Source organism: Tundrisphaera macrotermitis, from assembly GCF_051175315.1.
Classification (GTDB): domain Bacteria; phylum Planctomycetota; class Planctomycetia; order Isosphaerales; family Isosphaeraceae; genus Tundrisphaera.
Genome location: NZ_CP195100.1, coordinates 6,734,607 through 6,759,133, shown reverse-complemented (window position 1 = coordinate 6,759,133; position 24,527 = coordinate 6,734,607). Strand labels below are relative to the sequence as shown.

Sequence of the window (24,527 nt, the reverse complement as noted above, 5' to 3'; positions counted from 1 at the left end):
ATGCGTCAGGCCCCGGCCGGCTCGATCGAGGTGTGGCCCGACGATAATTCTAGCACCGTCTCGAACTCGACGTCGGAGAACGGCTCGATCCGGAACCGGGCCTCGATCTGGAACCGGATCCGGCGATGGTGGACGTCGGGCTGGTCGACCACCCGGACGTCGATGTCGCGGAGCCTCGGCTCGAAGCGGTCGATCACCTCCGCGATCGCCCGGCTGATCTCGCCCGGCTTCTGGGCCATCGCGGACAGCGACGAGGGGTCGGGCATCCCATAGGTGAAGACCGAGTTGATCAGTTCTTCGAATCCGGGAGGGAGGTCGGGGTGGGAGCGGTGGGTGTTGAGCAGGTCTTCCAGGTCGCGGCGGATCGCGTCGCGGACCTGTTCGATCCCGAAGCCCCGACGCCAGGCGGTGCCGTCGGCGTCGGGGGCGATGAGCCGGTCCAGGAGCGACGGCACCAGGCCGAATGGGGACTCGCCGGGTGCCATCGGTGCCTCCTGATCCCTGGATCAGACGTTGGTGTTGGTCGTGACGTTCCAGCCCTTGACGTTGGGCGTGCCCTTGGCCCCGCCCTTGGAGACCTGCGGCGTGTAGGTGATCTTCACCGAGGCGAACGAGAAGGACACGGTCTCGCCCGGGGTGTCGCCGGAGGCGGTACCGCTGGTGGTGCCGTTGCCGATCCAGTTGACCGAATCGACGTAGACCTCGGTGAAGTCGTACTGGAGGAACACGTTCTGGCCGCCGCCGGCCTTGCGGAGCACCACGGTGGCGCTGTCGAAGTGGGCCCCCTTGCAGCAGGCCAGGAACAGGTCGGGCGAGGAGTTGTCGGTCTGCTTGGTGACGTTGAAGCTGCTGATCGCGACCTTGCCCGAGCCGCTGCCCGGGGTGCTCGACCCGATCGTGCTGGGGTTGCTGGCCCCGAAGGTGAACGACTGGAGGGCGATCCACTGGGGGTAGGCGGTGTCGGTCGACTCGCCGGTCGGGGCCGAGCCCCCCTTGATCTGCATGAAGCTGTCGTAAGCCATCGTCGTCAAGCTCCCGGGCGACGACGCGACCGCCTCCCCCGGCCGGTCGGGCGGGGGCGTCGCGGGGCGTCATCTCGGTGGTCCGGCGGGGCCCCGGGCGACCATCGCCCGGGGCCTCTCGCCGATCGGTCCTCGGCTGACATCCTTACGCCGGCCGGTGCGTTTCGGGCCACCCCGGCCGGATTTTTTCATCGGGCAGACATCCGGATTCGACCGACCTCAACCCTTCTTGGGGACCTCGGCGACCAGCCGCAGCGACGTGGACATGGTCTCCAGCTGGAAGTGGGGGCGGAGGTAGGCCACCGCCTCGAACCAGCCCGGCTTCCCCTTCACCTCGCGGACCTCGATGCTGGCCTCCGACAGCGGCCGGGACGCCTTGGTCTCGTCGCCCGCCCCCTGGGGGTTGACCGTGTAGTTGTTGATCCAGTCGTTGAGCCACTTCGACGCGTCGGACAGCTCCATGAACGAGCCGATCTTGTCGCGGGCCATCACCTTGAGGTAGTGGGCGAACCGCGACGTGCAGAGCAGCAGGTTGAACTTGGCCGAAAGCTCGGCGTTGGCGTTGGCGGCCGGGTCGAAGTAGGTCTTCGGCTTCTGGCACGACTGGGCGCCCATGAACACGGCGAAGTCGCGGCCCTTGCTGTGGAGCAGGGGGAGGAAGCCGAGGTTGGACAGCTCGAACTCGCGGCGGTCGGAGATGGCGATCTCGGTCGGGCACTTCATCGCCACGTCGCCGTCGTCGGTGGGGAAGGTGTGGACCGGCAGCCCCTCCACCTTGCCGCCCCCCTCGACGCCGCGGGTCCGGGCCATCCAGCCGTACTTGCTGAAGGCGTCGGTGATCCGGGCGGCGTAGGCCCAGGCGGCGTTCATCCAGAGGTACTTGTCGTGGTCCTTGCCGTCGACGAATTCCTCGAAGTTGAACTCGTCGACCTTGGCGAAGTCCTTGCCGTAGGGCAGGCGTCCGAGGACGTGCGGCAGCGTCAGGGCGACGTAGCGGGAGTCTTCCGACTCGCGGAACGACTTCCAGGACGCGTACTCCACCCCCTCGAAGATCTTGGCCAGGTCGCGCGGGGTGGCCAGCTCGGCGAAGCTCTTGTCGAAGTTGAACATCTTGGGGCTGGCCGCCGACACGAACGGGGCGTGGGCCGCCGCCGCGACGTTGGAGACCATCTTGAGCAGGGCCACGTCCTCGGCGCCGCGGCCGAACTCGTAGTCGCCCACGAGCATGCCGTAGGGCTGGCCGCCGAGCTGGCCGTATTCTTCCTCGTAGATCTTCTTGAACAGGGCGCTCTGGTCGAACTCGGGGGCCCGGTCCAGGTCCTTGAACAGCTCGCGCTTGGAGGCGTTCAGGACGCGGATCTTGAGGTTCTCGCCGGTCTCCGACTGGTGGACGAGGTAGTGGAGCCCGCGCCACGACCCTTCCAGGGCCTGGAATTCGGGGGCGTGCATGACCTCGTTGAGCTGCGACGACAGCTTCTCGTCGATCGTGGCGATCCAGTGCTTGATGTTGGTTTCAACATCCTTGGACACGACCTGGCCCGGCTGGACGACCCGGTCGAGGAACTGCTTGAAGTAGTCCTTGGCGGCGTCGGCCTCCTGGCTGGATTGGGGCCGGGTGGAGGCGATGATCTGGTCCAGGAGGCCGGGGGCCTCGGTCGTCGTGGTCGTCGCGGCGGGTGCCGACGCGGGATCGGGGGCGGTGCTCATGCTCCGGCCTCCGGCTTGGGGGCCTCGGTGCCTTCGGCCGGGGCGTCGACGCCCATCTGCGCGGCCAGTTCCTTCGCCTTCTCGGTGTTGCCCACGATCTCGGCCAGCAGCCCTTCGAGCTTGTCGTTGCCCTCCATCTTGCTCAGGAGTTGGGTCAGCTTCTGGCGCATCTGGAGCAGCTCATTCAGCGGGGCGATCTGCTCGGCGACGCGGGCCGGCTCGAAGTCCTCGTACTTGCGGAAGTTCAGCTCGACGGCGATCTTCGAGTCGTCGTCGGCCAGTCGGTTGGGGACCTTCATCGCCAGGCGGGGCGTGGCCTTGGCCAGCACGTCGTCGAAGTTGTCGCGGTCGATCGTGACGACCTTGCGGTCCTTGAGCGGCTTCAGGGGCTCGGACGGCGAGCCCGACAGGTCGGACAGAACCCCGACCACGAAGGGCAGCTCGACCTTCTCCATCGCGCCGCCCGTCTCGACGTCATAGGTGATCTGGACCCGGGGCCGTCGCACCCGGTCCAGCTTGTGTTGCAGGCTATCGCTCGGCATGGTCACCTCTGCCCTTCGGGGCGTATCGGATGGGGTCGACGAACAGTGTGTCGCCCGCGATGGCGGCGATCAAAAGAAAATTCGGGGAGCCCGGCGATTTCGGACGCATCAGCCCGATTCGGACGCCTCCGGGGCGGCCTCGGGCTTGATCCCCAGCTCGCGGCCCATCTCCCCCAGGACGTCGGGGTTGCGGACCAGCTCGCGCATCAGCGCCGGGAACGGCATCGACCCCAGCTCGACGGCCCGCCTCAGCAGGTAAGGGATCGGGCTGTGGGGCTCGATCCCCTGGAGCAATTCGGCGGCCTCGGCGATCTGGCGATAGATCTGGTCGCGGGTGGCCGGGCGGCCGGGGGCGGCGGCGGGGGCGGTCGAGCCCTCGGATGGGGATCCGGGCGCGTCGGCCGCCGTCGCGGGGGCCGACGCGGCCTCGGCCGGCGCCGATCCCTTCCGCGCCAGGATCTGGCCGGCGAGGTCGCGGCACTCGACGACGGCCTTGCGGAGCGAGAGCAGCCCTGGGGCCTCCGGTCCGAGGCGGGTGGCCAGGATCGGCGTCAGGGCGTCGAGCGCCTCCAGGGCCTCGACCAGCGTGTCGTGGGTGGTCTGGATCGCCTCGCGGGGCGTGGCGAGGATGGCCTTCTCGAACGCCTCCAGCGAGACCGAGCCCCGGCCGTCCTGGCCGCGCCGCCAGTCCTGCCAGCTATAGGGGGCGGGCCCGCTGGCGAGGATCGGCCGCGACCGGACCGTGTTGGGGAACAGGGCCCCGCGGTCGGGGTCGTCGAGCCAGAAGAACGGGGCGGCGCGGACTTCCAGGTCGCTCGGGTCCTCGACCGGCGGCCGGATCCGGTCCCAGCCCTCGTCGACCATCCTCCGGAGCAGGTTCAGGCCGTCGCGGAGCCCGACGAAGCCGCCGGCCTGGGTCGCCGCCTCGACCAGCCTCGCGGCGACCATCAGGTCCTTGGACGTCGCCATCAGGGTCTCGCGCGCCAGGCGGGCGATCCCCGGCCAGTCGGCACGCTTGGGCTGGTCGGGCCGGCGCGGGTCGTCGGCCGAATAGTCGTCCGGGTTGACCTCCTTGCGGCCTTCTTCGAGCTGTTCGCGGGTCGCGTACGGCACCGAAGATCCCGACGGATCGTCTCCCGGGATCGGTGCCAGCAGGGCATCGAGGTCGAGCAGGGGGTCGGCGCTCATCCGGGCTCGACTCGTTCGTTCGGGTTCAGGGGCGGGGCCGCATCGTCCCCGCTCACCTCCCAAGATATAGGACGCGCGTCGCCCGGATGCAATCGAATCCGGGGCCGACGCCCGATTCTCCCCGAGGCCGGGCCGTCCGCCGCCCTGCGGAGAGCCCCCCGGCCGGGATCGGATCATCCGGCGTGGGGGACCGATCGATCCATCCCCCGGTATGCCCCATTGAAATGTCATCCTCCGCTCATGTAGATTCGGCGCCGCGGGGTGCCCGACGGTGGGACCGCCGGGGGATCCGGCGGGCGGCCCCGATACTGGATCGAGCCCTGCTCGCGCTCCCGAGGGGCGATGATGTCGACATCCGAGATCCCGGGCGGGGCGGGCCGCCGCGATTGGCCCGGGGCTGCATTGGCGGCGGCGGTCGGCGCCGTCGGCCTCCTCATGATGCATCACCCGATGATCCTGTCGGGCCTGCGTCGGATCCAGGTGGACCTCGCCGACACGCGGCTGATCAACTATTTTCTTGAGCATAATTATCGCTGGTATCGGGGCCTCCCGGGCCACGAGAGCTACTGGGACCCTCCCTTCTTCTACCCGGCCCGGAACATCGCGGCCTATTCCGACACGATGTTCGGGATCGCGCCGCTGTACGCGGCGTTCCGGGCCCTGGGCTTCGCCCCCGACACGTCGTTCCAGCTCTGGACGATCGCGCTGTCCGCCCTCAACTATGCGGTGATGATCCACCTCCTGACGCGGCGTCTCGGCGTCTCGGCCGCCGCGGCATCGGCCGGCGCGTTCCTGTTCGCCTTCGGGTCGCCCCGGGCCAACATGCTCACCCAGCAGACCCAGCTGACCCAGTTCCTGAGCCTCATCAGCGTGGACGCCCTGTTCGGGCTGTTCTCCGGGGGGATCGTCTCCCGCCCCGCGAGGGCGGCGGCCTGGATCGTGGCGACGGCGGGGATGCTGGCCCAGCTCAGCTCGGCCTTCTACCCGGGCTGGTTCATGGTCCTGGCGATGGGCATCGCCTCGGCCCTCGCGATCTGGATGCCCTCGACCCGGCGGCCGTTCCTGGCCACCCTGGCCCGGGACGCCCCCTGGATCGCGCTGGCGGCGGGGCTCGGCGGGCTGGCGATCCGCCCCTGGCTCTCGCACCACCTGGCCGCGTCCCGGGAACTCGGCCCCCGGTGGCTGGGGTGGGCCTTGAGCGCGATGCCCTTGCCCGTGACCTGGCTGGAGACGGGGCCGCAGAACTGGCTCGGCCGCTGGGTCGGGGGCCTCAGCGGGATCGGGCCGGCCCGTCCGGCCGGGCTGACCACGCCGCTCGGCATCGGGTGGGCGACGACGATCGCGGTCCTGGCCGGCCTCTACCTGGGGCGCCATCGCGCGTCGACCCGGCTGCTGGCGGCGGCCGCGGCCGTCCTCGCCCTCTGCCTCACGCGCCTGCCCGATGGCCTCGTGCTGGCGGCGGAATGCCTGCTGATCCTCGGGCCACCGGCGTTCGCCTACGTCGACCGGAAGGCCCACCCCCGATTGTTCGTCGCGGTGTTCGGGCTGGTCATCCTGCTGGTGTGGTTGAAGGGCCCGGTCGGCCCCTTCCTGCTCGGCTGCGGGCTGTTCGCCCTGCTGATCGCCGCGGCGGCATTCGTCGGGCGGGGGGACGACCGGGCCGAGGCCATCGCGACGGGGGCGCTGGTCGTCGGATTATCGTTGATGCTGTTCCCGGCCCCGCTCGTCCTGGGGCTCGGGGCGGCGGTCGGCGGGCTGCTGGCCGGGGCGGCGGCGCTCCTGGGCCTCCGGTCACGCCCCGGGATCGAGTCGATCGCGCTGGGCGGGTTCCTGGCCTTCGCCGTGGGCATCACCTATTGGGATCGGCCGGCGGTGTGGCAGATCGCCCTGGCCGCCCCATTCGCGGTGATGGCGGCGCGGCTGGCGCCGGCCCGCCCGCCGGCGTGGTCGCTGCCCCACCTGGCGCTGGCCGGCCTCGCGGCCGAGGTGGTGTTCAGCCAGGGGGGGACGGCCTGGCATTTCTTCCACATCCACGTCCCCGGCGGCAGCTCCCTGATCTTCCTCTCGCGGGTCGGCCTGATCCTGCTCATCCCCGCCGCGATCGGCCTCGCCTATGCCCTCGACGCGCTCCGGGGCGGGGGGAGGTGGGCGATCGCCCTCGGCCTCGGGGCGATCTGCCTGCTGGAGCAGGGGACGACGACCCCCGCCTTCGACAAGCACGCCAATCGCGAGGTGATCGCCTCGCTGGCCCGGCGGATCGACCCGGGGCCCGGGGCGTTCTACTACACCCCGGACGAACTCCTGCCCCCCGTCAAGGCGAACCTCGACGCCATGTGGGCCGGGCTCGTCCGGGGCAAGCCCACGATCAACGGATACTCCGGCCACACGCCGCGCGGCTGGAGGGATCTGGACGAGCCGGAGGGGTTCCGGCCGGCCGACCTCCGGAAGCTCGCGCTCGCCTGGGATCGTTGGAAGGGGACGTTCGGCCGCGCCGTCGTCGGCGCCGAATGGATCGGAGGCCCGGAGGATCGGCCCGGCCAGTTCCCCCGGGGCGGGACGACCGGGGCCGGGGCGGAGGTCGATCCTCCCCCCCGGGCCGCACCCTGAGGTCGGGCCCCGGCCCTCGCGACGGCCCCGGGATCGCGCGTGCCACGGGGGCGGGATCGCCGCGGGGCCCGATCCCGTCAGCGGTCGGCGAGGGGCTTGAGGCGGATCAGGAGGCCGCCGGCCGGTTCGAGCCGGGCCCGGATCGTCGCATCCGACCGGATCCTGACCGACTCCGACTCGAACCCGCGGATTTCGCCCGGCATGTCGCGATGGGTCTCCGACACATAGTCCCGGCCGGCATCGAGGAAGTTGAGCGGGATGGCCACGTCGCGCGCCTCGCGGCCTCCCAAAGCGCCGACCCACCACTCGTCGCCGTGCTTGCGGGCGACCACGGCGAGTTCGCCGACCTTGCCTTCGAGGCATCGGGTCTCGTCCCAGGTCGAGGGGATGGCGACCAGGAGGGGCAGGGCAGGTTGGTCGCGATAGGCCGAGGGATAGTCGGCGACCATCGACAGGTGATCCTGATAGACCACGTAAGAGGCCAGCATCCGGCAGGTTGTGCCGATCACGTTGGGGGCCTTGTCGCGGGGCCGGTAGTCGGCCAGGGAGACCACCCGGAACGACCCCTGGTGGAAGTCGAGGGGGCCGGCGAGCATCCGGGTGAACGGGATGGTCGTCTCGTGCTCGGGGGGGACGCCGATCGGGTCCCACTTGTCGAATTCGAGGTTCCGCACCGCCTCGAAGGCCAGCAGGTTGGGATAGGTGCGCTCCAGCCCGGTCGGTTCCTTGATGTTGTGGATCGTCACCGTCAGGTGGTTGGAGGCGGCGGTGGCCGCCAGGCGGCGGACGAACCGGGAGATCGCCTGGTCGTCGCGGTCGATCAGGTCGACCATCACCCCTTCCACGCCGAGTTCGCGATAGATCGGGAACGCCCGATCCATCATCGCGTCGGCCCCGGCCCAGTTGAGCCAGAGGCGGATGCCAACCCCCTTGGACTTGCCGTAGCGGACGATCTCGGCGAGGTCCAGGCCCTCCTTGCCCCGGGAGATGTCGGCCCCCTTCCACGGCTTGAGCGGGCCGCCGTACCAGGCGGTCTCGTCGATGCCGTCGAGCGAGTGATACGGGATGCCGGCCCGGGCGCAGAAGTCGATGTAGTACTTGGCGGTGGCCGTGTCCAGCCGCTGGGGGATCTGCCCGGGCTCCTCGTAGAAGCCGTTCCACCAGGGGAACGTCGTCTTGCCGGGCTTGATCCACGAGGTGTCGGCGATCGCGCACGGGTCGTTGAGGTTCAGGGCGAGGTCGGACTCCACCAGCCGTTCGACCCGGTCGCCGATCAGGATCGCCCGCCAGGGGGATTCGTGGGGCAGGTCGGCGCGGACCGCGAGCCCGGGCTCGCCCGGCAGCGGCGAGAGCCGGGCCGCCAGCGACGCCCCCGGCCCGTCGTCGCGGGCCAGGTAGAGCCCGGCATAGTCCTGCCAGTCCGCCTCCAGGAAGGCCGCCCACCCCGTCCCGGGCAGCTCGACCAGCAACGGCAGGCCGATCAGACCGCCCCTGGGCAGCCCGGCCGCGGGGCCTTGCTGATACAGGCCTTCGTGCGAGATCAGGAACGAGGGGACCGGCATGGCCACGGACCGGGCGTCGTCGGGCGGGCGGAACCCGGTCCGTTCGGCGGCGATCTCCAGCTTCGACCAGCCCTCCTGGGCCGGGAACCGATAGCGGAAGGCGACCCCGTCGTCCGAGGCGCGGACGACCAGCTCCCACCGCCGGGCCGGCCCCTTCGCCTCGCGGAACGAGATCACCGACTCGGCGTAGCGATCGACGACCCGGCTCCGCTTGCCCGGGAACTGGCGGTAGGACTCGTCGACCCGGCGCGATCGGACCCCCTCGATCCGCGAGCCCGCCCCCAGCGACGAGCCGTCGCCGAGGTCGACGCCCAGGCGCGACGGCAGGGCGACCGGCCGGCCCCGGTAGGTGACGGCATAGCGGGGCTCCGCCCCGTCCAGGGAGATCGCCGCGCGGATCTCGCCGCCGGGCGACGCCACCTCGACCGGCCCATCGGCCAGGGCCGCCCCCGCCGCCAGCAGGCCGAAGGCCCAGGTCATCGTCCAGGATTGCCGACCCATTCGCTCGCTCCTTCCGCCCGGCCCCCTCGATCTCGCCTCGCACACCCACGAGGATGACCGGCACACCCTCCCGGGGCAAGGCCCACGGACGGCCGACGACGATCGACGCGGGCCGATCTCGGGGGATTCGAACGGAATCGAGGGGCCGGCCTCGAAGCATGACCTAGAGTCCTGGTGAGGACGGTCGGTCATCCGGCGGGGCGGCCCCTCGGCTCTTTGGCAAATCGGGCGATCAGATCGAGCCGGCGTCATTCAGGCCGGCGAAGAGGCTGCCGACCCGCGAGCGGCCGTAGGAGCTGCTGCCCAGGACGACGCCGTTGGAGGCCTTGGCGTCGGCCGCGTCGAGGATCGTCCAGACGGAGTACTTCACGTTGTTGGACAGGCCGAGATAGCTGCCCGCCGAGCCCACGCTGGCCTTCTTCACGGCCGTGCCCAGGAACGAGACGTGGAAGCCGTAGCCCACGGCGTTCATGCCGGCGAGGTCGGCGTCGGTCACGTAGACCGACAGGGCGGTGGCCAGGATGTCGGCCTCCAGCTGGGTGCTGGAGCTGCAGTTGAGCGACTTCATGAACGCCGCGACGTCGGCGTTGGTCTTGCCGGCGAGCTTGCCGTACAGGTTGGAGAAGTTGCTGGCCAGCCAGTTGCCCAGGGCCTTGGAGGTGCTGCCGCTGTTCAGACCCTTGATCAGGGCCTGGCCGGTGGAGCCTGCCCAGAAGTCGGCCGTGCCGGTGTCGTTGTCGGCCAGGGCATTGTTGTTCAGGCCGCACCCGCCGTTATCGGCGCTGATCAGGCGGCCCTGGGGGGTGTAGAAGAGGTTGCTGCCGGCCGGGCCGAAGCGGTCGATGACCTTGCCGCACACGAAGTCGACCTGGAAGAAGCTGTCCGGGACGTCGATCTTCAGCGTGTAGGTGCCGTTGGTGGTGTAGGTCCCGGTGGCCATGTCGTAGACCTCCTGCTTGGCGGCGTCGGCCGCCGAGAACCAGGAGTTCGGGGCCGTGTAGCTGACCAGCGAGAAGACCGCGGGGTTGCTCGCCGAGGCGTTCCTCACGGTGAACCGGGCCGTGACCGTGTCGCCCTGATTCACGTTGCCGCGGAGGTCGGAGACCTGCCGGCAGCCGTTGATGATGTAGACGACGCAGGAGATCTGGCAGTCGCAGCCGGTCTCGGTGTTGGCGAAGTCGTTGTCGCCCGCGTCGGCCCCGGGGGTGACATTCACGACGTAGTTGTCGGCCAGGACCGGGCCGGTGCGGATCCAGCCGCTGGCGACCACCTCGCGGACCGTGTACTTGCCGGGCTTCAGCCCGGTGAACCGGTAGTTGCCGTTGGCGTCGGTCGTCGTGCAGGCCTCGTTCCAGTCGGGCTTGCCGTTGTTGTTGGCGTCGAGGTAGATCTTGACCCCGGCCAGCGGCGTGTCGTCGGCGGTGAGCCCGTTGCCGGTCAGGTCGCGGAACTTGGTCCCGCTGATCGAGCCGGTGACGATCGTGAGCCCGGCGTCGAGCGACAGGTCGGACTGGCCGGCGGCCAGCGTCGTGGTGGCGGTCCGGCCGGTGAGGATGTCGGCGTCGGAGTCCTTCAGGTCGTTGCCGCCCCGGTCCTTGCCGGTGAAGGCGTAGCCATCGGGCAGGACGAACTGCACCGAGTAGGTGCCCGGCGCCAGGCCGTCGAACAGGTAGGATCCGTTGGAGGCGGTCTGCTTGGTGCCGATCACCGAGCCGGAGGCGTTGAGCAGCCGGACGGTGACGCCGCCGACGCCGTCTTCTCCGGCATCCTGGACGCCGTTGCCGTTGCCGTCCAGCCAGACGTAGTCGCCCAGCGAGGCCGGCAGGATCGTGAGCCCGGCGTCGAGGGACAGGTCGGACTGGCCGGCGGCCAGGGTGGTGGTGGCGGTCCGGCCGGTGGCGGGATCGGCGTCGGAATCCTTCAGGTCGTTGCCGCCCTTCTCCTTGCCGGTGAAGGCGTAGCCGCCGGGCAGGACGAACTGCACCGAGTACGTCCCGGGCGCCAGGCCGTCGAACAGGTAGGCGCCGGCGGAGGAGGTGATCCGGAAGTCGATCGCCGTGCCGTTGGCATTGAGCAGGTTGACCCTGACGCCGCCGACGCCGTTCTCGCCGGCATCCTGGACGCCGTTGCCGTTGCTATCCAGCCACACATAATCGCCCAGCGAGACCGGCAGCACGGTCAGGCCGGCGTCGAGGGACAGGTCGGACTGGCCGGCGGCCAGGGTGGTGGTGGCGGTCCGGCCGGTGGCGGGATCGGCGTCGGAGTCCTTCAGGTCATTACCGCCCCGGTCCTTGCCGGTGAAGGCGTAGCCGCCGGGCAGGACGAACTGCACCGAGTAGGTGCCCGGGGCGAGGTTGTCGAACAGGTAGGAGCCGTTGCCGGCGGTCGGCTTGGAGTCGATCACGGTGCCGGAGGCGTCGAGCAGGTTGACGACCACGCCGCCGACGCCGTTCTCGCCGGCGTCCTGGACGCCGTTGCCGTTGCCGTCCAGCCACACGTAATCGCCGAGCGAGACGGACGGGGTGTTGATGAAGTTGAACGACTCGGTCGTCATCAACCCCTGCGTGCCCCAGGTCAGGTAGTCGGCGGTGTCGACCGGGTCGGTGGTGTTCAGGAAGATCGAGCGCTCGTCGCGGCCCGCGGCCAGGGCCAGGTACGACCGGGCGGCGGCCAGGGCGGCGGGGTCGGTGGTGGCGGTGTTGACCTTGAAGTTGCCGCCGGCGAGGTCGACCGTCTTGTCGTAGGTCAGCTCGTAGAAGGCCAGCTGGAGGCCGGCCCCGTCCGCGCCGCTGGTGGCCAGGTTCTTGCCGTGGTGGTTATACAGCCAGCCGATCTCGCCCAGGTGGTCGGTCACCGCCGGGGGCAGGTTCTGGGGGACGGTCTCGGGCGTCACCTCGTAGGGGCCGAAGTAGCCGGGCGCGATGTGGAAGAGGTCGAAGCAGTAGGTGTAGAAGTCGGGGGTGACGGGCGTATTGGCGTCGCCCGCGACCAGCTTGACCTGGAACTGGTGGGCGTTGCTCGCATAGGGCAGCGAAGAGAACGAGTTGTAGATGTCCGTGCCGCCGGCGAGGGTGAAGGCGGTGTCCACCCCCTGATAGCCGCCCGCGATCCCCGGCGTGCGCTGGATCTTGACGGGCGAGCCCAGGTTCGGGTTGGGCATGGTGACTTCGATCGCGTTGCCGGTCCAGGCACCGGCATTGAACACCGCGTTGACCTCGGCGTCGGACGCCAGGTAGCCGGCCGAGGGGACCTCCACCAGCTTGTACTTGCCGGCGGACAGGTTGTCGAACCGGTAGTAGCCCTCGGCGTTCGTCAGGGTGCTGTTGAGCAGGGCGTTGGTCGCGGCATCCCGGAGCTGGATGGTCATGCCGGGCCTGGGTGCGTCCCCGGCGTCGAGGGCGTTGTTCGCGTTGTTGTCGACGAACGACACCCCCTGGAGGAAGTTCGCGGCCATCAGCGTCCGGCGTTCGATCGCCTCGACCCCGGGGCGGAGCGGGCGCCTGAGCGGGCGGCGGGGGGAGGTCTTGGGGGCGACGCGTCGGGAAGAAACCAGCATGAATGAGGCCCTGAATGATGAAAGCGCGTGGGACGATCGGCGACCGGGGACGGTCCCCGGAGGACGGGCGTCGTTGCCTTGGGGGGTGAATCTCAGGTCCACAGCGACCAGCGGCCCGAGGCGAGCACCAGGCCCGCGATCAGGGCGTTCGTGACGGCGTGGGCGACGACGGCGTCGCCGAGCCTACCGCGGCGGCGATAGGCCATCGCGTAGGCGATCCCGGCCAGGGTGCCGGCCAACCATCGCCCGTGGAGTGCCCCGAAGCACGCCGAGGAGGCGATCAGCGAAAACCAGGTGAATTGCCCGGGCGTGACGGACTCGAAGTCCCGGGAGGCCAGGCGGCGGAGCAGGAAGCCCCGGAAGGCCAGCTCCTCGACGATCGGCACCGTCACCACCGACCCGACGACCCGGGCGAGGAGCCACAACGCCGCGGCGATCGGCGACATCGCCCGCAACGCGGTCGGGATCGGCCCCGACCCCTCGCCGCCCGCCGGGGCCGGCTCCAGGGCCATCCAGAGCGCGAAGACCAGCGCCCCGATCGCCGCGGCCGCCCACGACCCATTCAGATCGAAGGTGGCGGGGCGCCGCCAGAGCAGCCACAACGCCGCGCCGACGGCGACGACGCGGGCGGGGTACAGGGCATCGAACGCCCCGCTCGTCAGGGCCCCGGTGATCATCGCCGACCCGACCAGGACCACCAGCGGCATCACGAACGGGACGACCGGGTTGGTCCCCTCGGCGGGCCCGGCCGCCCCCCGCCCGCGATCGAGCAGGCCGGTGGCCCGCGAGGCCATCACCAGGCCCAGGCCCACCGCGTTGAAGGCGATCCAGCCGGACTGCGAGTGGAACCCGCCCACCGCCAGCCCCGGATGCCCGGCCGCGCCGATGGCGACCAGGGCGACGATCCGGACCACGTTGGCCGCCCAGATGACCGCCGTGCCGATGGGCAGCAGGAGCAGGGCGGCGGGGAACCGCAGCTCGCGGCGGAACAGGATCAGGTAGACGCCCAGGAACGCCCAGATCAGCCCGATCCCCTCGTACCCCGAGCAGGCCGGGGCGATCGTCACGGCGAAGCCCCGCGCCCCCACCACGAATTGGTCCGGGTCGCAGATCGGCCCGGCGAAGCCGATCCCCAGCAGGGCGGCGACCGCCCGGAACGTGGCCCGGTGGAACTGGTCCCACAGCCCGGCCGTGGAGCGGCCCGCCCCCCAGGCCAGCAGGCCGGCGGCCGCCCCCCAGGCCAGCGGCCCGGCCATCGCGCGGGATGCCGGCCCCCACAGCGGCCGGGGCAGCAGGGCCGCCAGCCACAGGCCGAGCGCCGCGGCCCCGGACCCGAGCCAGGCCGCGACGGCGAGGTCGGCGTATCGGGACGTGGCCAGGCCGGCGACCAGGGCATCGGACAGGCCGGCGAAGAGCGCCATCATCGCGACGTGGCCCGCCAGGAACGGCCAGGGGTTCCACCGCGAGGCCGCGCCGGCCAGGAGCCGCCCGACCGCCCCGGCCCCCAGGCATGTCGCGGCGATCGCCGCCACGATGGCGGGGCGGGCCACCCAGCCGAGGTTCTTGATCAGGCCGACGGACCAGGCCGCGCCGGCCGGGATGTCCCCCGACTCGAAATGGATGGTGAACGCGACCACCTCGGCCGCCAGCCACAGGACCAGGGCAGCCCGGAGGCCGGGCCGGGCCCAGGATTCGGAGGGTGCGCGGGCGATCGACCGTGCCAGGCTCACGGGGGGCTTCCTCAACGGGAGGGGCGGGGGTGGGGGATCGTCGCGGGCGGGCGGGCGGGAGGGGGCCGATGGGCATCATCATCGATGCCCATCGGCCCCGTCGCTCGTGCGGGGCGAGGCGTGCGGATCACTTCGGGGCGCGGCGCCCACGCAGCATGAAGAAGGCACCGCTGGCGATCGTGAGGGCGCTGCCCAACGAGCCCGGATCCAGCTCGGGGACGGCATTGGGGATGAACGGGGGATCGCCGGCCAGGGCCAGGGACGACAGCCCGGCCGTCATGAGCATCAGTCCGGAAACGTTCATGAAAGTGCGGAAAATGCGATTCATTGGTGAGGAATCCATGGTGCATGGACATGCAAAAACAGCTTGGCCGGTTCGGCTTCCTTACGACCACACCAAGTTGGCGCAACAATCGCCCGAACTCTTTATCTCCGAGCACCTTCGTGGGGCCCGGTCCGGGCGGATGGCCTTGCCCGTCCGCCGTGTCAGGATGTTAGTCCAAGGGGTAATTGACGTCAATTGAGGTCGAATTCTTGCATCATGAACTCATGCTGCGAGGGCGAGAAATTCCATCGGCCCCATTCATGCTGCGGCCCGCAAGTGTCGCCAATTTAAGTCGGGTGACGGCTGTCCATGACGCGCCGGCGCAGCCCCGGCCTTGATGGCATCGGGGAGGGGGCGATGTTCATCCCCCTGGAATCGAAGTGAGAACACGCGACGACGCCCGGGGCCTGTCGGCCGGCCGCCCCCGGCCCTGGGTCGGCCAAACTGTGCCATTCCGCGACGGCCCGGGCCGCGCGGAGGGTAGTCCCGGCTGCGTTGTCGAAAATCACCGCGGGGCCGGCCATCGGGGGGCGGCCGTGCCAGGGTCCTGTCATCGGCCCCGCGGCCGATCTCCGGGGCCCGGGAGCCCGCCCGCGCCGTCGCGGTTCCCTGCCGCAGCCCCCCCGGGTTAGACTTGTCGTGCGGCGGCCGGGATCGGGGGCGGGGGGAATGGCGATGGCAATCGGTCGGGGTGGGGAAGGGCGGGCCGCCGAGACCTTGGGCGTCCTGGCCGCGCCGATGTCGGCGGCGGAGATGGCGGCGCGGCCGTGGGACGCGATCGTGGTGGGGGCCGGCCACAACGGCCTGACCTGCGCGGCGTACCTGGCCCGGGCGGGGAAGCGGGTCCTGGTCCTGGAGTCCCGCCGCCGGGTGGGCGGGGCGTGCACCCTGGACGAGCCCTGGCCGGGCTACCGCGTCTCCCCGTGCGCCTACCTGGTCGGCCTGCTGCACCCGCTGGTCATCGAGGAGCTGGGCCTGGCCGCGCGGGGGCTGCGGTGGGTCCCGGCCAGCGCCGGGATGTTCGTCCCGTTCGAGGACGGCACGTCGCTGCAACTCGGCGAGGACGACGCCCAGTGCGAGGAGGAGATCCGCCGCCTCAACCCCGACGACCTGTCCGGCTGGCGGGCGATGGGGGACGTCAAGCGACGGCTCCGCGACGCGCTCCGGCCGGACGGCGACGGCGACCTGTGGGTCGGCCCGGCGCCGTCCCGAGAGCGGATCGAGGACCTCCTGCGCGGCGACCCCGAGGCGAAGTCGATGCTGTTCGACTGGTCGATGGTCGAATACGTCGAGCGGTATCTCTCCGACGAGCGGATCCAGATGGCCTACCTGGGGCAGGGGGTGATCGGCACCAACGCCAGCCCGCACGACCCGGGGACGGCCTCGGTCCACTTCCACCACGCCTCGGGGCGCCTGGGCGGCGAGCCCGGGATGTGGGGCTACGTGGTGGGCGGGATGGGCATGGTGTCGTTCCTCCTCTGCGACGTCGCACGCGACGCCGGCGCCGTGGTCGCGTCCGGCTTCCCGGTCGCTCGGATCGTGCCCGGCGAGGGGGTCGAGCTGGAAGGCGGCGACCGGATCCAGGCCCCGATCGTGGTGTCCAACGCCGACCCCCGGGCCACGCTCGCGCTCCTCGGGGCGGGGGCCGACCCCGGCTGGAGGCGGCAGGTCGAGGCGGTGCCGATCGAGGGTTGCACGGTCAAGCTGAACGTGGCCCTGCGCGAGCTGCCCAACTTCACCGCCCGGCCCGGCACCCGCCAGGATCACCACTTCGGCCAGATCAACACGCCGCTGACCAAGCGGGAATGGCGCGAGTTCCACGCGATCGCCCGCGCCGGGGGCCTGCCCCCCCGGCTCTGGACCGAACTCTACTTCCAGACCGCCCACGATCCGAGCGTGGCCCCGGAGGGGGTCCACACCATGAGCGTGTTCGCGCAGTCGGTCCCGTATGCCTTCGCCCAGGGGACCTGGGACGACCGCCGCGCCGAGGTCGAGGCCCTGGCGTTGGGCTCGATCGGCCGGTTCTGCTCCAACCTGCCCGACGCCGTGATCGCGGCCCAGGTGCTCGGCCCGCCCGACATCGAGCGGACGGTCGGCCTGACCGGCGGGCACATCTTCCAGGGGGAGATCCTGCCCGACTACCTCTGGGATCGACGCCTCAAGCCCCGCACGCCGATGCCCGGCGTCTTCCTCTGCGGCGCCTGCACCCACCCCGGGGGCAGCGTCATCGCAGTGAATGGTCGCAATGCGGCCATGGAAGTATTGCGCCAGCCATGATTGATTTATGATGCCGGCGCATATAATCCACATTCATCGCAGGGGTATCCGGGTGGATGATGCACATGACCTCGGTCGGGCGTTCCATGCAGCGGTCGAGGCGGGCGACCTCGGCGAGTTCCGACGCCTCATCTCGGGCTGGCCTTTCCTGGCACGCTATATCATGGCCCTCATCCGGGCGGTCGAACTCGGCCGGGCCGACATGGTCGCGGATTTCATCAAGGGCGGGGCCGACGTCAACATGACCGATGAACTCGGCGACACGCCTCTGATGAGCGCGGCGAGGCTCGGCCACCCGGGCATCACCCGGATGCTCGTCGAGGCCGGGGCCAACCCCGACGCCCTCGCGGAGGACGTCGAGCCGCAGATCGATTGGGAGTGCCGGGGCCGGAGCGCCCTCCATGACGCCATCGCATGCGGCCATGACGAGGTGGTTGCCTACCTCACGCCGCTGACCAGCCCCTGGCTCCGCCTCCGCGCCGAGATGGCGATCCCCGATCGGCCCGGCCCGGCCGACGAGGCGCTCGACCGGGCCGCCGCTTCCGGCGACGCCGGGGCGGTGCGCGCCTCCCTCGACGCCGGCGCCGACCCCCGCACCCGGACCGGGGAGGAACGCCGGACGGCCCTCCACGCGGCCGCCGAGGCGGGGCGGGCGGGCCTCATCCCCCTGCTGATCGAGGCCGGCGCGGCCGTCGATGCCCGCGACGAGCGGGGCCGGACGGCCCTGTGGCGGGCCGCCCATCGGGGGAATGGGCCGGTCGTCGAGGCGTTGCTCCGGCACGGGGCCGACCCCGATGCCCGCGATTTCGACGACGAGGCGACGCCGTTGATCCGGGCCGTCCTCGCGGACGCCCCGGGGGCCGTCGACGCCCTGCTCGCCGCCGGCGCCGACCCCTACCTGGCGGCTGCCGATGGCCTGACGGCCTTCGACCATGCCGCGTACCAGGATGTCCCGGACGCCCGGGGGATCCTGGAGCGGGAGTTCGGCATGTTTTGAGCAGACTTTCGGGCGATCCTCAACCCTGACGCATCACTTTCCCGCTGGAGCCTCGATGAATCCCACGACCAAGCTCGGCTTCCTGTTCGCCCTTTCCGTCCCCTGCCTGGCGAACGCCGCCGATCCGGTGGCGGCCTCGGCACGCTCGTCGATGCCGACCGCCTCCGGCCAGATCCGCCAGTTCGCCTTCGACGGCGATGCCGAGTCGTATTTCCAGGCCGACAAGGCCGCCGCCTCGGACCATTTCACCCTCACCTTCGACAAGCCGGTGACGATCCGGTCGGTGTCGGTCACCACCGGCAAGCCGGGCGGGGAAGGCAAGCTCGACGCCGGCCAGTTGGAGGTCTCGGCCGACGGCGAGGCGTTCGGCCAGCCGCAGCCGTTCGTCGACGGCGCCCTCGCGGCCAAGTTCGACGGCCCGCCGATCAAGGCGATCCGGATCAAGCCGACCAAGGACCAGGATCACCCCCTGGCGATCCGCGAGATCAAGATCGAGTCCGACCCGGCGGTCGCCGTCTTCCGGCACCCGGTCGAGTACACGGTGGACGTCGCCGACGCCCCCGAGCTGAAGGAGTGGGCCGAGAAGGTCGCCCTGCTCTGCGAAGCCTGGTATCCCCGGCTGGTCGACGAACTGCCCAGCGACGGGTTCAAGCCGACGCAGAGGGTGAAGCTGGTCCTCAGCAACGACTACAAGGGCGTGGCCGCGGCCGGCGGCGGCCGGATCACCGGGTCGGTCAAGTACTACAAGGACCACCCCGACGACCTCGGGTCGATGATCCACGAGACCGTCCACATCATCCAGAATTACCGGAGCCGGCGCAACCCGGGCTGGCTCGTCGAGGGGCTGGCCGACTACATCCGGTTCTTCGAGTTCGAGCCCGCCGACGCGATCGGCCCGATCAACGGCGCCCGGGCCCGCTACAACGACAGCTACCGGACCTCGGCCCGGTTCCTGGCCTTCGTCAAGGAGAAGTACGCCCCGACCCTCATCACCGAGATGAACCGCCGGATGCGCGAGGGCCGCTACTCCGACGAGGCCTTCCGCGAGCTGACCGGCAAGGATCTCAAGGAACTCGACGAGGAATGGCGGGCGACCCTGCCGCGTCGGGAGCCCCGCAAGAAGGCCGAGGCCAACTGACCGACGAGCCGACGGGGCCCGGGTTTGCCCGGCCCCGTCGGCCTTGGGTTCAGAGCACCGAGCGGAAGTATTCGAGGGTCCGCTTCAGGCCGTCGGCGCGGTCGATGGTGGGGTTCCAGCCGAGGATGGTCTGGGCCCGGGTGATGTCGGGGCGGCGGCGGCGGGGGTCGTCCTGGGGCAGGGGGTGGTAGGTGATCGTGCTCTTGGTGCCGGGCACCATGGCGATGATCTCCTTGGCCAGCTCCAGCACGGTGATCTCCGACGGGTTGCCGATGTTCACCGGCTCGGCGAAGTCGGAGTGGAGCAGGCGGTAGATCCCGTCCACGAGGTCGGTCACGTAGCAGAACGACCGGGTCTGGTCCCCCTCGCCGTAGACCGACAGCGGCTCGCCGCGGAGCACCTGGCCCATGAAGGCGGGCAGCACGCGGCCGTCGTTGAGCCGCATCCGGGGGCCGTAGGTGTTGAAGATCCGGACGATCCGGGTGGGGATGCCGTGGTAGCGGTGGTAGGCCATGGTGATGGCCTCGGCGAACCGCTTGGCCTCGTCGTAGCAGCCCCGGGGGCCGATCGTGTTGACGTTGCCCCAGTAATCCTCGCGCTGGGGGTGGATGTCGGGATCGCCGTAGATCTCCGACGTGCTGGCCATGAGGAACCGGGCCCCCTTCTCCTTGGCCAGCCCCAGGGCGTTGTGGGTGCCCAGCGAGCCGACCTTGAGGGTGGCGATGGGGTGGGCCAGGTAGTCGGCCGGGCTGGCCGGGCTGGCGAAGTGGAGGATGTGGTCGACCGCGCCGTCGATCTTGATCGTCTCGGAGACGTTGTGTTCGAGGAACTCGAAGTGCGGGTTGCCTTCCAGGTGGGCGATGTTCTTGCGGTTGCCGGTCAGGAGGTTGTCGACGCAGACGACGTCGTCACCTTCCGCCAGGAACCGCTCGCAAAGGTGTGAGCCGACGAATCCCGCACCGCCCGTGATCACCGTCCGTGCCATCCCGGTCTCCCATCGGTTCCCATCGAAGCCAATACGCGAGCAATACCTTACATCCCGGCGGTGGGTCTTGGCAACCGATCCCGCCGTCGGCACGGGGAACCCCTCCCAGGCCGGGCAAGGCTCGGATGGCGATGAGCGCGGCAAGCCTGGGTCGGAGGGGTTGCGGAATTCGGATCGGTGCCGGCCAGCGGATCGCTCCGCCTCGCTCCTTCGAGTCCCATCTTTCCTGGATCTCGCTCCCCACCATCGAGAATCCGCTTCATCCCGGGCGGGAGCTTGCCCTCACGCACCGACCTTGGCGTACCCTTGGGTCATCCATCCACGGCGCCCGTATCCGCTGCGGCCAATACTTCCAACCATTTGAGCGTCCGCAGCGCCTTCTCGCAGGCCGCCTTCGCCTCGGTCGTTCGTAGTACTGCCACCGCCTGCCGGGCCCACTGGATCGCTTCAGTCCGTCGTCCCCTGGATTCCAACAGGATCGCGAGATTTTCCAACGTCTGGCCCTCGCCGATGCCGTCCTTGTACTCGCGGCGGATGGCGAGACTTCGGCCGAGGGCATCCAACGCCTCCTCATACCGGCCCTGGAGTTGGTAGACGCCGGCCATGTTGCCGAGCGTCTGGCCCTCGCCGACGCGGTCCTTGTACTCGCGGCAGATGGCGAGATCCTGTCCGAGGGCCTCCAGCGCCTCGTCGTGCCGGCCCTGGAGCCGATAGACGACGCCCATGTTGCCGAGCGTCTGGCCCTCGCCGACGCGGTCCTTGTACTCGCGGCAGATGGCGAGATCCTGTCCGAGGGCCTCCAGCGCCTCGTCGTGCCGGCCCTGGAGCCGATAGACGCCGGCCATGTTGCCGAGCGCCCGGCCCTCGCCGACGCGATCCTTGTACTCGCGGCAGATGGCGAGATCCTGTTCGAGGGCCTCCAGCGCCTCGTCGTACCGGCCCTGGAGTTGGTAGACGATGCCCATGTTGCCGAGCGTCCGGCCCTCGCCGACGCGGTCCTTGTACTCGCGGCAGATGGCGAGATCCTGTCCGAGGGCCTCCAGCGCCTCGTCGTACCGGCCCTGGAGTTGATAGACGTTGCCCAGGTTGTTCCAGATGCTACCCTCATTGGAACGGGGAGAGGTGACCTGGGTGATCGCCAGGCAACGAAGGTAAAGGCTCTCCGCCTCGGACCAAAGTCCTCTCGAGAGGAAGTATTCCCCGAGCGAGTGCATGGACAGGAGCGACGGCCCGCCCGGGACGGATCCGGCGAGTTGGGAGGCGGCGAGGGCGTTGCGCCATTCCTGGTCGAGCAGCAGGTAACCGTCGCGGTGATTCGGGTCGGATGCATTCGCCCTGACCAACGCGACGTAGTGAGCGAGGAACCGTCCTCGGGTGGCGTCGGCCGTCAAAAATGCGGCGAGGCGCTGAAGGGCGTATTCGCGTGCGAAGCGGTGGAGGTTGTAGCGGGTGGCGCCGGCGCCGGGCTCGCGACGGACGAGCGACGCATCCTGGAGGTGGATGAGGTGCTTGCGGGCCGCCGGGTCGGCGGCGATGGTCGCCAGGGTGGGGGCGTCGAACGAGTCGGCGAACAGCCCGCAGGCCGCGAACAAGGATTGGGCCGCCGGCCCGGCGGTCTTGCCGAGCAGGTTGAAGGACCAGTCGAAGGAGCGGGTCAAGGTATCGTGGCGGCTCCGGGCGACCTCGCTGTCGAACCGGATATCGCCGGGCGGGAGTCCGGTTTCGGCGCCGAGCGGCGTCCTGGCGAGGCCGTCGGCGATCTCCCGGAGTTCGGCGTATTCGACCCAGGCCGCGGCAAGTTCGAGCGCCAAGGGGATCCTGGCGGTCAGGTCCCGGATGCGAACCCAGTGGGGCCGCTCGGCGTCGGTCAACTCGCGGTCATCGTCCCACCGGAGGCGGGCGCGGTCCAGGAACAGGTCGAGCGCCTCCTGGTCTTCCATGCCGTCGTCGAGGAGGATGACCTTCTCGACATCCCGGATCTTGACCGGCGAGCGGCCTGTCACGAGCAGGCGAAGGTTGTTTGCCCCGGCGATCAGCCGGCCCAGATAGCGGGCGACCCTCGGCTCGGGGTCGTCGGCCGGCGGGGTCATCGATTCGTAGTTGTCGAGGATCAGGAGGAGGGTTCTGGGGCGGAGGTAGTCCAGGACCGAATCCGGCCGGGATTCCTGGTTCCCCAGCCCGAGGGCCCGGCCGATCGCCTCGGCCACCGCATTCTCGTCGGGTTCGACTAGGACCAACGGGACGAAGTGGACGCCGTCGGGGAACAGGTCGGCCACCTTGGCGGCGCAGGCGACGGCGAGTCTCGACTTGCCCATCCCCCCCTCGCCCTTGATGGTCACGATCCGATGGCCGTCCCTCGCGGCGGCCCGGCCCGCGAACGACGCGCCCGGGCCGGGGGCCTTCCGCAGGAACTGCTCGATGACCTCGGCCTCCTTGGCGGGACGTTCGATGTAGAGTTTCTTCTCGGCCTGATACCAGTCGGGCAGCCACTGCATCCCCGGCTCGCGCGGCGTCTGGCCCTCGTCGTAGAGGATTTCGTGGACGGTATAGGCCCTGTCTTCGAAGCTCTTCAGGAGCCGGTTGGTCCAGGGGTGGAGGCGGTAGGCCCCGAGGCTCATCGCTTCCATCGCCGTGCTCTCGGAGGCGAGGACCTGCCCGCCCTGGCCCAGGCTCATCACCCGAAAGGCGAAGCTGGTGTCCGCCCCGGGATACTCGACCAGGCCATTCTCCAGGGGCTTCGGATCGCGCTGCAGTTGGGCGGTGTGGACGCCCGCCCGGACGCGGAGCGCGAATGCCTCATCCCCTTCGCGATGGGCGATCGGGTCGGCCAGGAGGGAGCGCTGGAAGGCGACGACGCAGGCGAGGGCGTCGGCGGCCTTCTGGAAGACGAACAGATGGCCATCGCCGTTGCGCTGGATCTCGAAGCCGCGGCGACTTTCGGCCTCGGCCTTGAGCCGCTCCCGCTGGGGCTCCTGGAGCACCGCCTCGTAGATGCCCCGGCGGCCGAGCCGCTCGAGGCGATTGGTCATGACGGTCGAGTTTTCGACGTCGGTGAAGAGGAATGTGACGTTGCCGATCGGGTAGGCAGGTGGCCCGGACACGCGACATCTCCTTTCATCGGACGAGGATGGCGATGATCCAGACCGACAGCGACACGAATAGGCTCGCCCCGGTGGCTCCGATGGCGAAGGCGACCTCCCTGTGTTTCTCCCGGGCGACCCGTGAATTGGCCCAGACCTGTGTGCCAACCTCACGAAATGCCATGTCCGGCTCGCTCAACTCTCTGGCTTTGTCGAGGTAACGGGGCGGGTCGGCGTATACGGTGGCGATGTGATGGAAGAAGAGTAGAGAGCGGATCTCCCCCTTGACCCTGACTCGGGGATAAAGGCACTTCACGCAGGCGATCGAGGACAAGAGCAGGGCAAGTCCGCAGATCAGCGTGACGATCTTGAGACTTTGATACTTCGACAAGAGGTCGGATTGCTTCTCGATCACCCCGGCCGCGAGCGTCGCGAGGACCCCGTTGGCGGTGAGGACCGCCCCTGCCTTGGCGTCGGCGAACCGGATCCATTCGTTGATGCCCTGGAGCGTTTTCCAGAGATGTTCCGTCGCCTCGGCGCACCGCCCTGATAGGGGGAGAGGTGTGGGTATCGTCGGATCGTGATCAGGGGGATGCTCGGCCATGACGTCGACTCGGCAGGGGGGAACCGGCGGGTCCACGCCGCATGGCGTGTCATATGATCAATGTATCAGGCGAGCGTCCCGGGAGATCCCGAAAAATCACGGCGTGGCCTCCGGCCTCCCTGCGGCGATGCTCGAACCGTGTGGGCGTGACTTCGACTTCACGACTTTCCGGGCCGACCGGGGCCCGGATCCGAGTCGTCAGGGGATCCAGTCGGGCGAGTCGGGGTCGGGCTCCGGGGCGGGGTCGTCGAGGGGGGGCAGGCCGCGGATCCGCCGGAGCAGGTCCCGGGCCCGATCCCAGGGCCGCGCCGTCGGGGCCTCGGACCCGGGCGGGTCGATGCCGAACGGCCGGGCCTCGGCCCGATACCCCATCGCCTTGAGCCGGAGGACCATCACGAACGCGGCGTGCTGGTTGTGGCTGTGCACGATGAACCGGGCCGACCGGAGGTGTTCGGGAGGGTCGCGGTCGAGCCAGCGGATCACCTCCATCCCGCAGTCCTCGCGCCCGTCGTCGACGTAGACCTCGCCGCCGAGGTCGTGGTCGAGGTGGACCTCGTCCCACGATTCGGCCAGCTTCTCCACGCACTCGGGCACGGTCTCGACCCAGACGGCGTCGGGGTAGAGCCCGAGGAACACATCGGCCCGCGCGGGGTCGTCATCCAGGAACAGGCGGCGGAGGTGTGTGGCCACGGCGGGACGATCTGGG

At 70.1% G+C, this 24,527-nt stretch carries 17 protein-coding genes; 4 read left to right on the top strand and 13 right to left on the bottom strand.

Going from position 1 to position 24,527, the window contains the following annotated elements:
* Positions 1-5 precede the first annotated feature (5 nt).
* The 5 genes from tssE to tssA form a co-directional block, all read right to left on the bottom strand.
* Complete coding sequence (tssE, locus tag TA3x_RS27345) at positions 6-485, bottom strand: type VI secretion system baseplate subunit TssE (RefSeq protein ID WP_435017849.1); 480 nt, start codon at positions 483-485, stop codon at positions 6-8.
* 21 nt (positions 486-506) lie between these two features.
* Positions 507-1,022 (bottom strand): Hcp family type VI secretion system effector, encoded by a 516-nt coding sequence (locus TA3x_RS27340; RefSeq protein ID WP_435017848.1) that lies wholly within the window; start codon positions 1,020-1,022, stop codon positions 507-509.
* Positions 1,023-1,241: 219 nt separating this feature from the next.
* Positions 1,242-2,729 (bottom strand): type VI secretion system contractile sheath large subunit, encoded by a 1,488-nt coding sequence (gene tssC, locus TA3x_RS27335; RefSeq protein ID WP_435017847.1) that lies wholly within the window; start codon positions 2,727-2,729, stop codon positions 1,242-1,244.
* A complete protein-coding gene (gene tssB / locus TA3x_RS27330; protein ID WP_435017846.1) occupies positions 2,726-3,271 on the bottom strand; it encodes a type VI secretion system contractile sheath small subunit in 546 nt (181 codons plus the stop codon). The genes tssC and tssB overlap by 4 nt, the downstream gene beginning before the upstream one ends.
* Positions 3,272-3,379: 108 nt before the next feature.
* On the bottom strand, positions 3,380-4,459 hold the full coding sequence (tssA, locus tag TA3x_RS27325) for a type VI secretion system protein TssA (RefSeq protein WP_435017845.1): 1,080 nt from the start codon (positions 4,457-4,459) through the stop codon (positions 3,380-3,382).
* Positions 4,460-4,801: 342 nt separating this feature from the next.
* Here tssA and TA3x_RS27320 point away from each other — a divergent pair, with 342 nt between their 5' ends.
* A complete protein-coding gene (locus TA3x_RS27320; protein WP_435017844.1) occupies positions 4,802-7,066 on the top strand; it encodes a hypothetical protein in 2,265 nt (754 codons plus the stop codon).
* Positions 7,067-7,143: 77 nt separating this feature from the next.
* On the opposite strand, the gene TA3x_RS27315 is transcribed toward TA3x_RS27320, so the two are convergent.
* The 4 genes from TA3x_RS27315 to TA3x_RS27300 all read right to left on the bottom strand — a co-directional run bounded on the left by TA3x_RS27315 (position 7,144) and on the right by TA3x_RS27300 (position 14,743).
* A complete protein-coding gene (locus TA3x_RS27315) occupies positions 7,144-9,129 on the bottom strand; it encodes a glycoside hydrolase family 97 protein (RefSeq protein WP_435017843.1) in 1,986 nt (661 codons plus the stop codon).
* 232 nt (positions 9,130-9,361) lie between these two features.
* On the bottom strand, positions 9,362-12,685 hold the full coding sequence (locus tag TA3x_RS27310; protein WP_435017842.1) for an SdrD B-like domain-containing protein: 3,324 nt from the start codon (positions 12,683-12,685) through the stop codon (positions 9,362-9,364).
* Positions 12,686-12,777: 92 nt separating this feature from the next.
* Positions 12,778-14,415 (bottom strand): exosortase E/protease, VPEID-CTERM system, encoded by a 1,638-nt coding sequence (gene xrtE, locus TA3x_RS27305; protein ID WP_435017841.1) that lies wholly within the window; start codon positions 14,413-14,415, stop codon positions 12,778-12,780.
* 127 nt (positions 14,416-14,542) lie between these two features.
* Positions 14,543-14,743, bottom strand: a complete 201-nt coding sequence (locus TA3x_RS27300; protein WP_435017840.1) for a hypothetical protein — start codon at positions 14,741-14,743, stop codon at positions 14,543-14,545.
* A gap of 672 nt (positions 14,744-15,415) precedes the next feature.
* Between TA3x_RS27300 and TA3x_RS27295 the strand changes: the two genes are divergently transcribed.
* From TA3x_RS27295 to TA3x_RS27285, 3 genes are read left to right on the top strand one after another with little or no spacing between them, the layout of a single operon-like run.
* On the top strand, positions 15,416-17,017 hold the full coding sequence (locus TA3x_RS27295) for a phytoene desaturase family protein (protein WP_435017839.1): 1,602 nt from the start codon (positions 15,416-15,418) through the stop codon (positions 17,015-17,017).
* A 52-nt stretch (positions 17,018-17,069) separates the two neighbouring features.
* Entirely contained in the window at positions 17,070-18,014 is a 945-nt protein-coding gene (locus tag TA3x_RS27290; RefSeq protein ID WP_435017838.1) for an ankyrin repeat domain-containing protein, read from the top strand.
* Between the two features lie 55 nt (positions 18,015-18,069).
* Positions 18,070-19,152 carry a basic secretory protein-like protein gene (locus tag TA3x_RS27285; RefSeq protein WP_435017837.1) on the top strand — a complete coding sequence of 361 codons (1,083 nt, stop codon included), beginning with the start codon at positions 18,070-18,072 and terminating at the stop codon, positions 19,150-19,152.
* A gap of 49 nt (positions 19,153-19,201) precedes the next feature.
* Here TA3x_RS27285 and TA3x_RS27280 read toward each other — a convergent pair whose 3' ends face one another.
* From TA3x_RS27280 to TA3x_RS27265, 4 genes are all read right to left on the bottom strand, one after another.
* Complete coding sequence (locus tag TA3x_RS27280) at positions 19,202-20,137, bottom strand: UDP-glucuronic acid decarboxylase family protein (RefSeq protein ID WP_435017836.1); 936 nt, start codon at positions 20,135-20,137, stop codon at positions 19,202-19,204.
* A gap of 311 nt (positions 20,138-20,448) precedes the next feature.
* Entirely contained in the window at positions 20,449-23,238 is a 2,790-nt protein-coding gene (locus tag TA3x_RS27275) for a tetratricopeptide repeat protein (protein WP_435017835.1), read from the bottom strand.
* A 13-nt stretch (positions 23,239-23,251) separates the two neighbouring features.
* Positions 23,252-23,821: a Pycsar system effector family protein gene (locus tag TA3x_RS27270; protein WP_435017834.1), complete on the bottom strand. Its 570-nt coding sequence runs from the start codon at positions 23,819-23,821 to the stop codon at positions 23,252-23,254.
* 198 nt (positions 23,822-24,019) lie between these two features.
* Entirely contained in the window at positions 24,020-24,511 is a 492-nt protein-coding gene (locus tag TA3x_RS27265) for a cyclic-phosphate processing receiver domain-containing protein (RefSeq protein ID WP_435017833.1), read from the bottom strand.
* Positions 24,512-24,527: the final 16 nt, after the last annotated feature.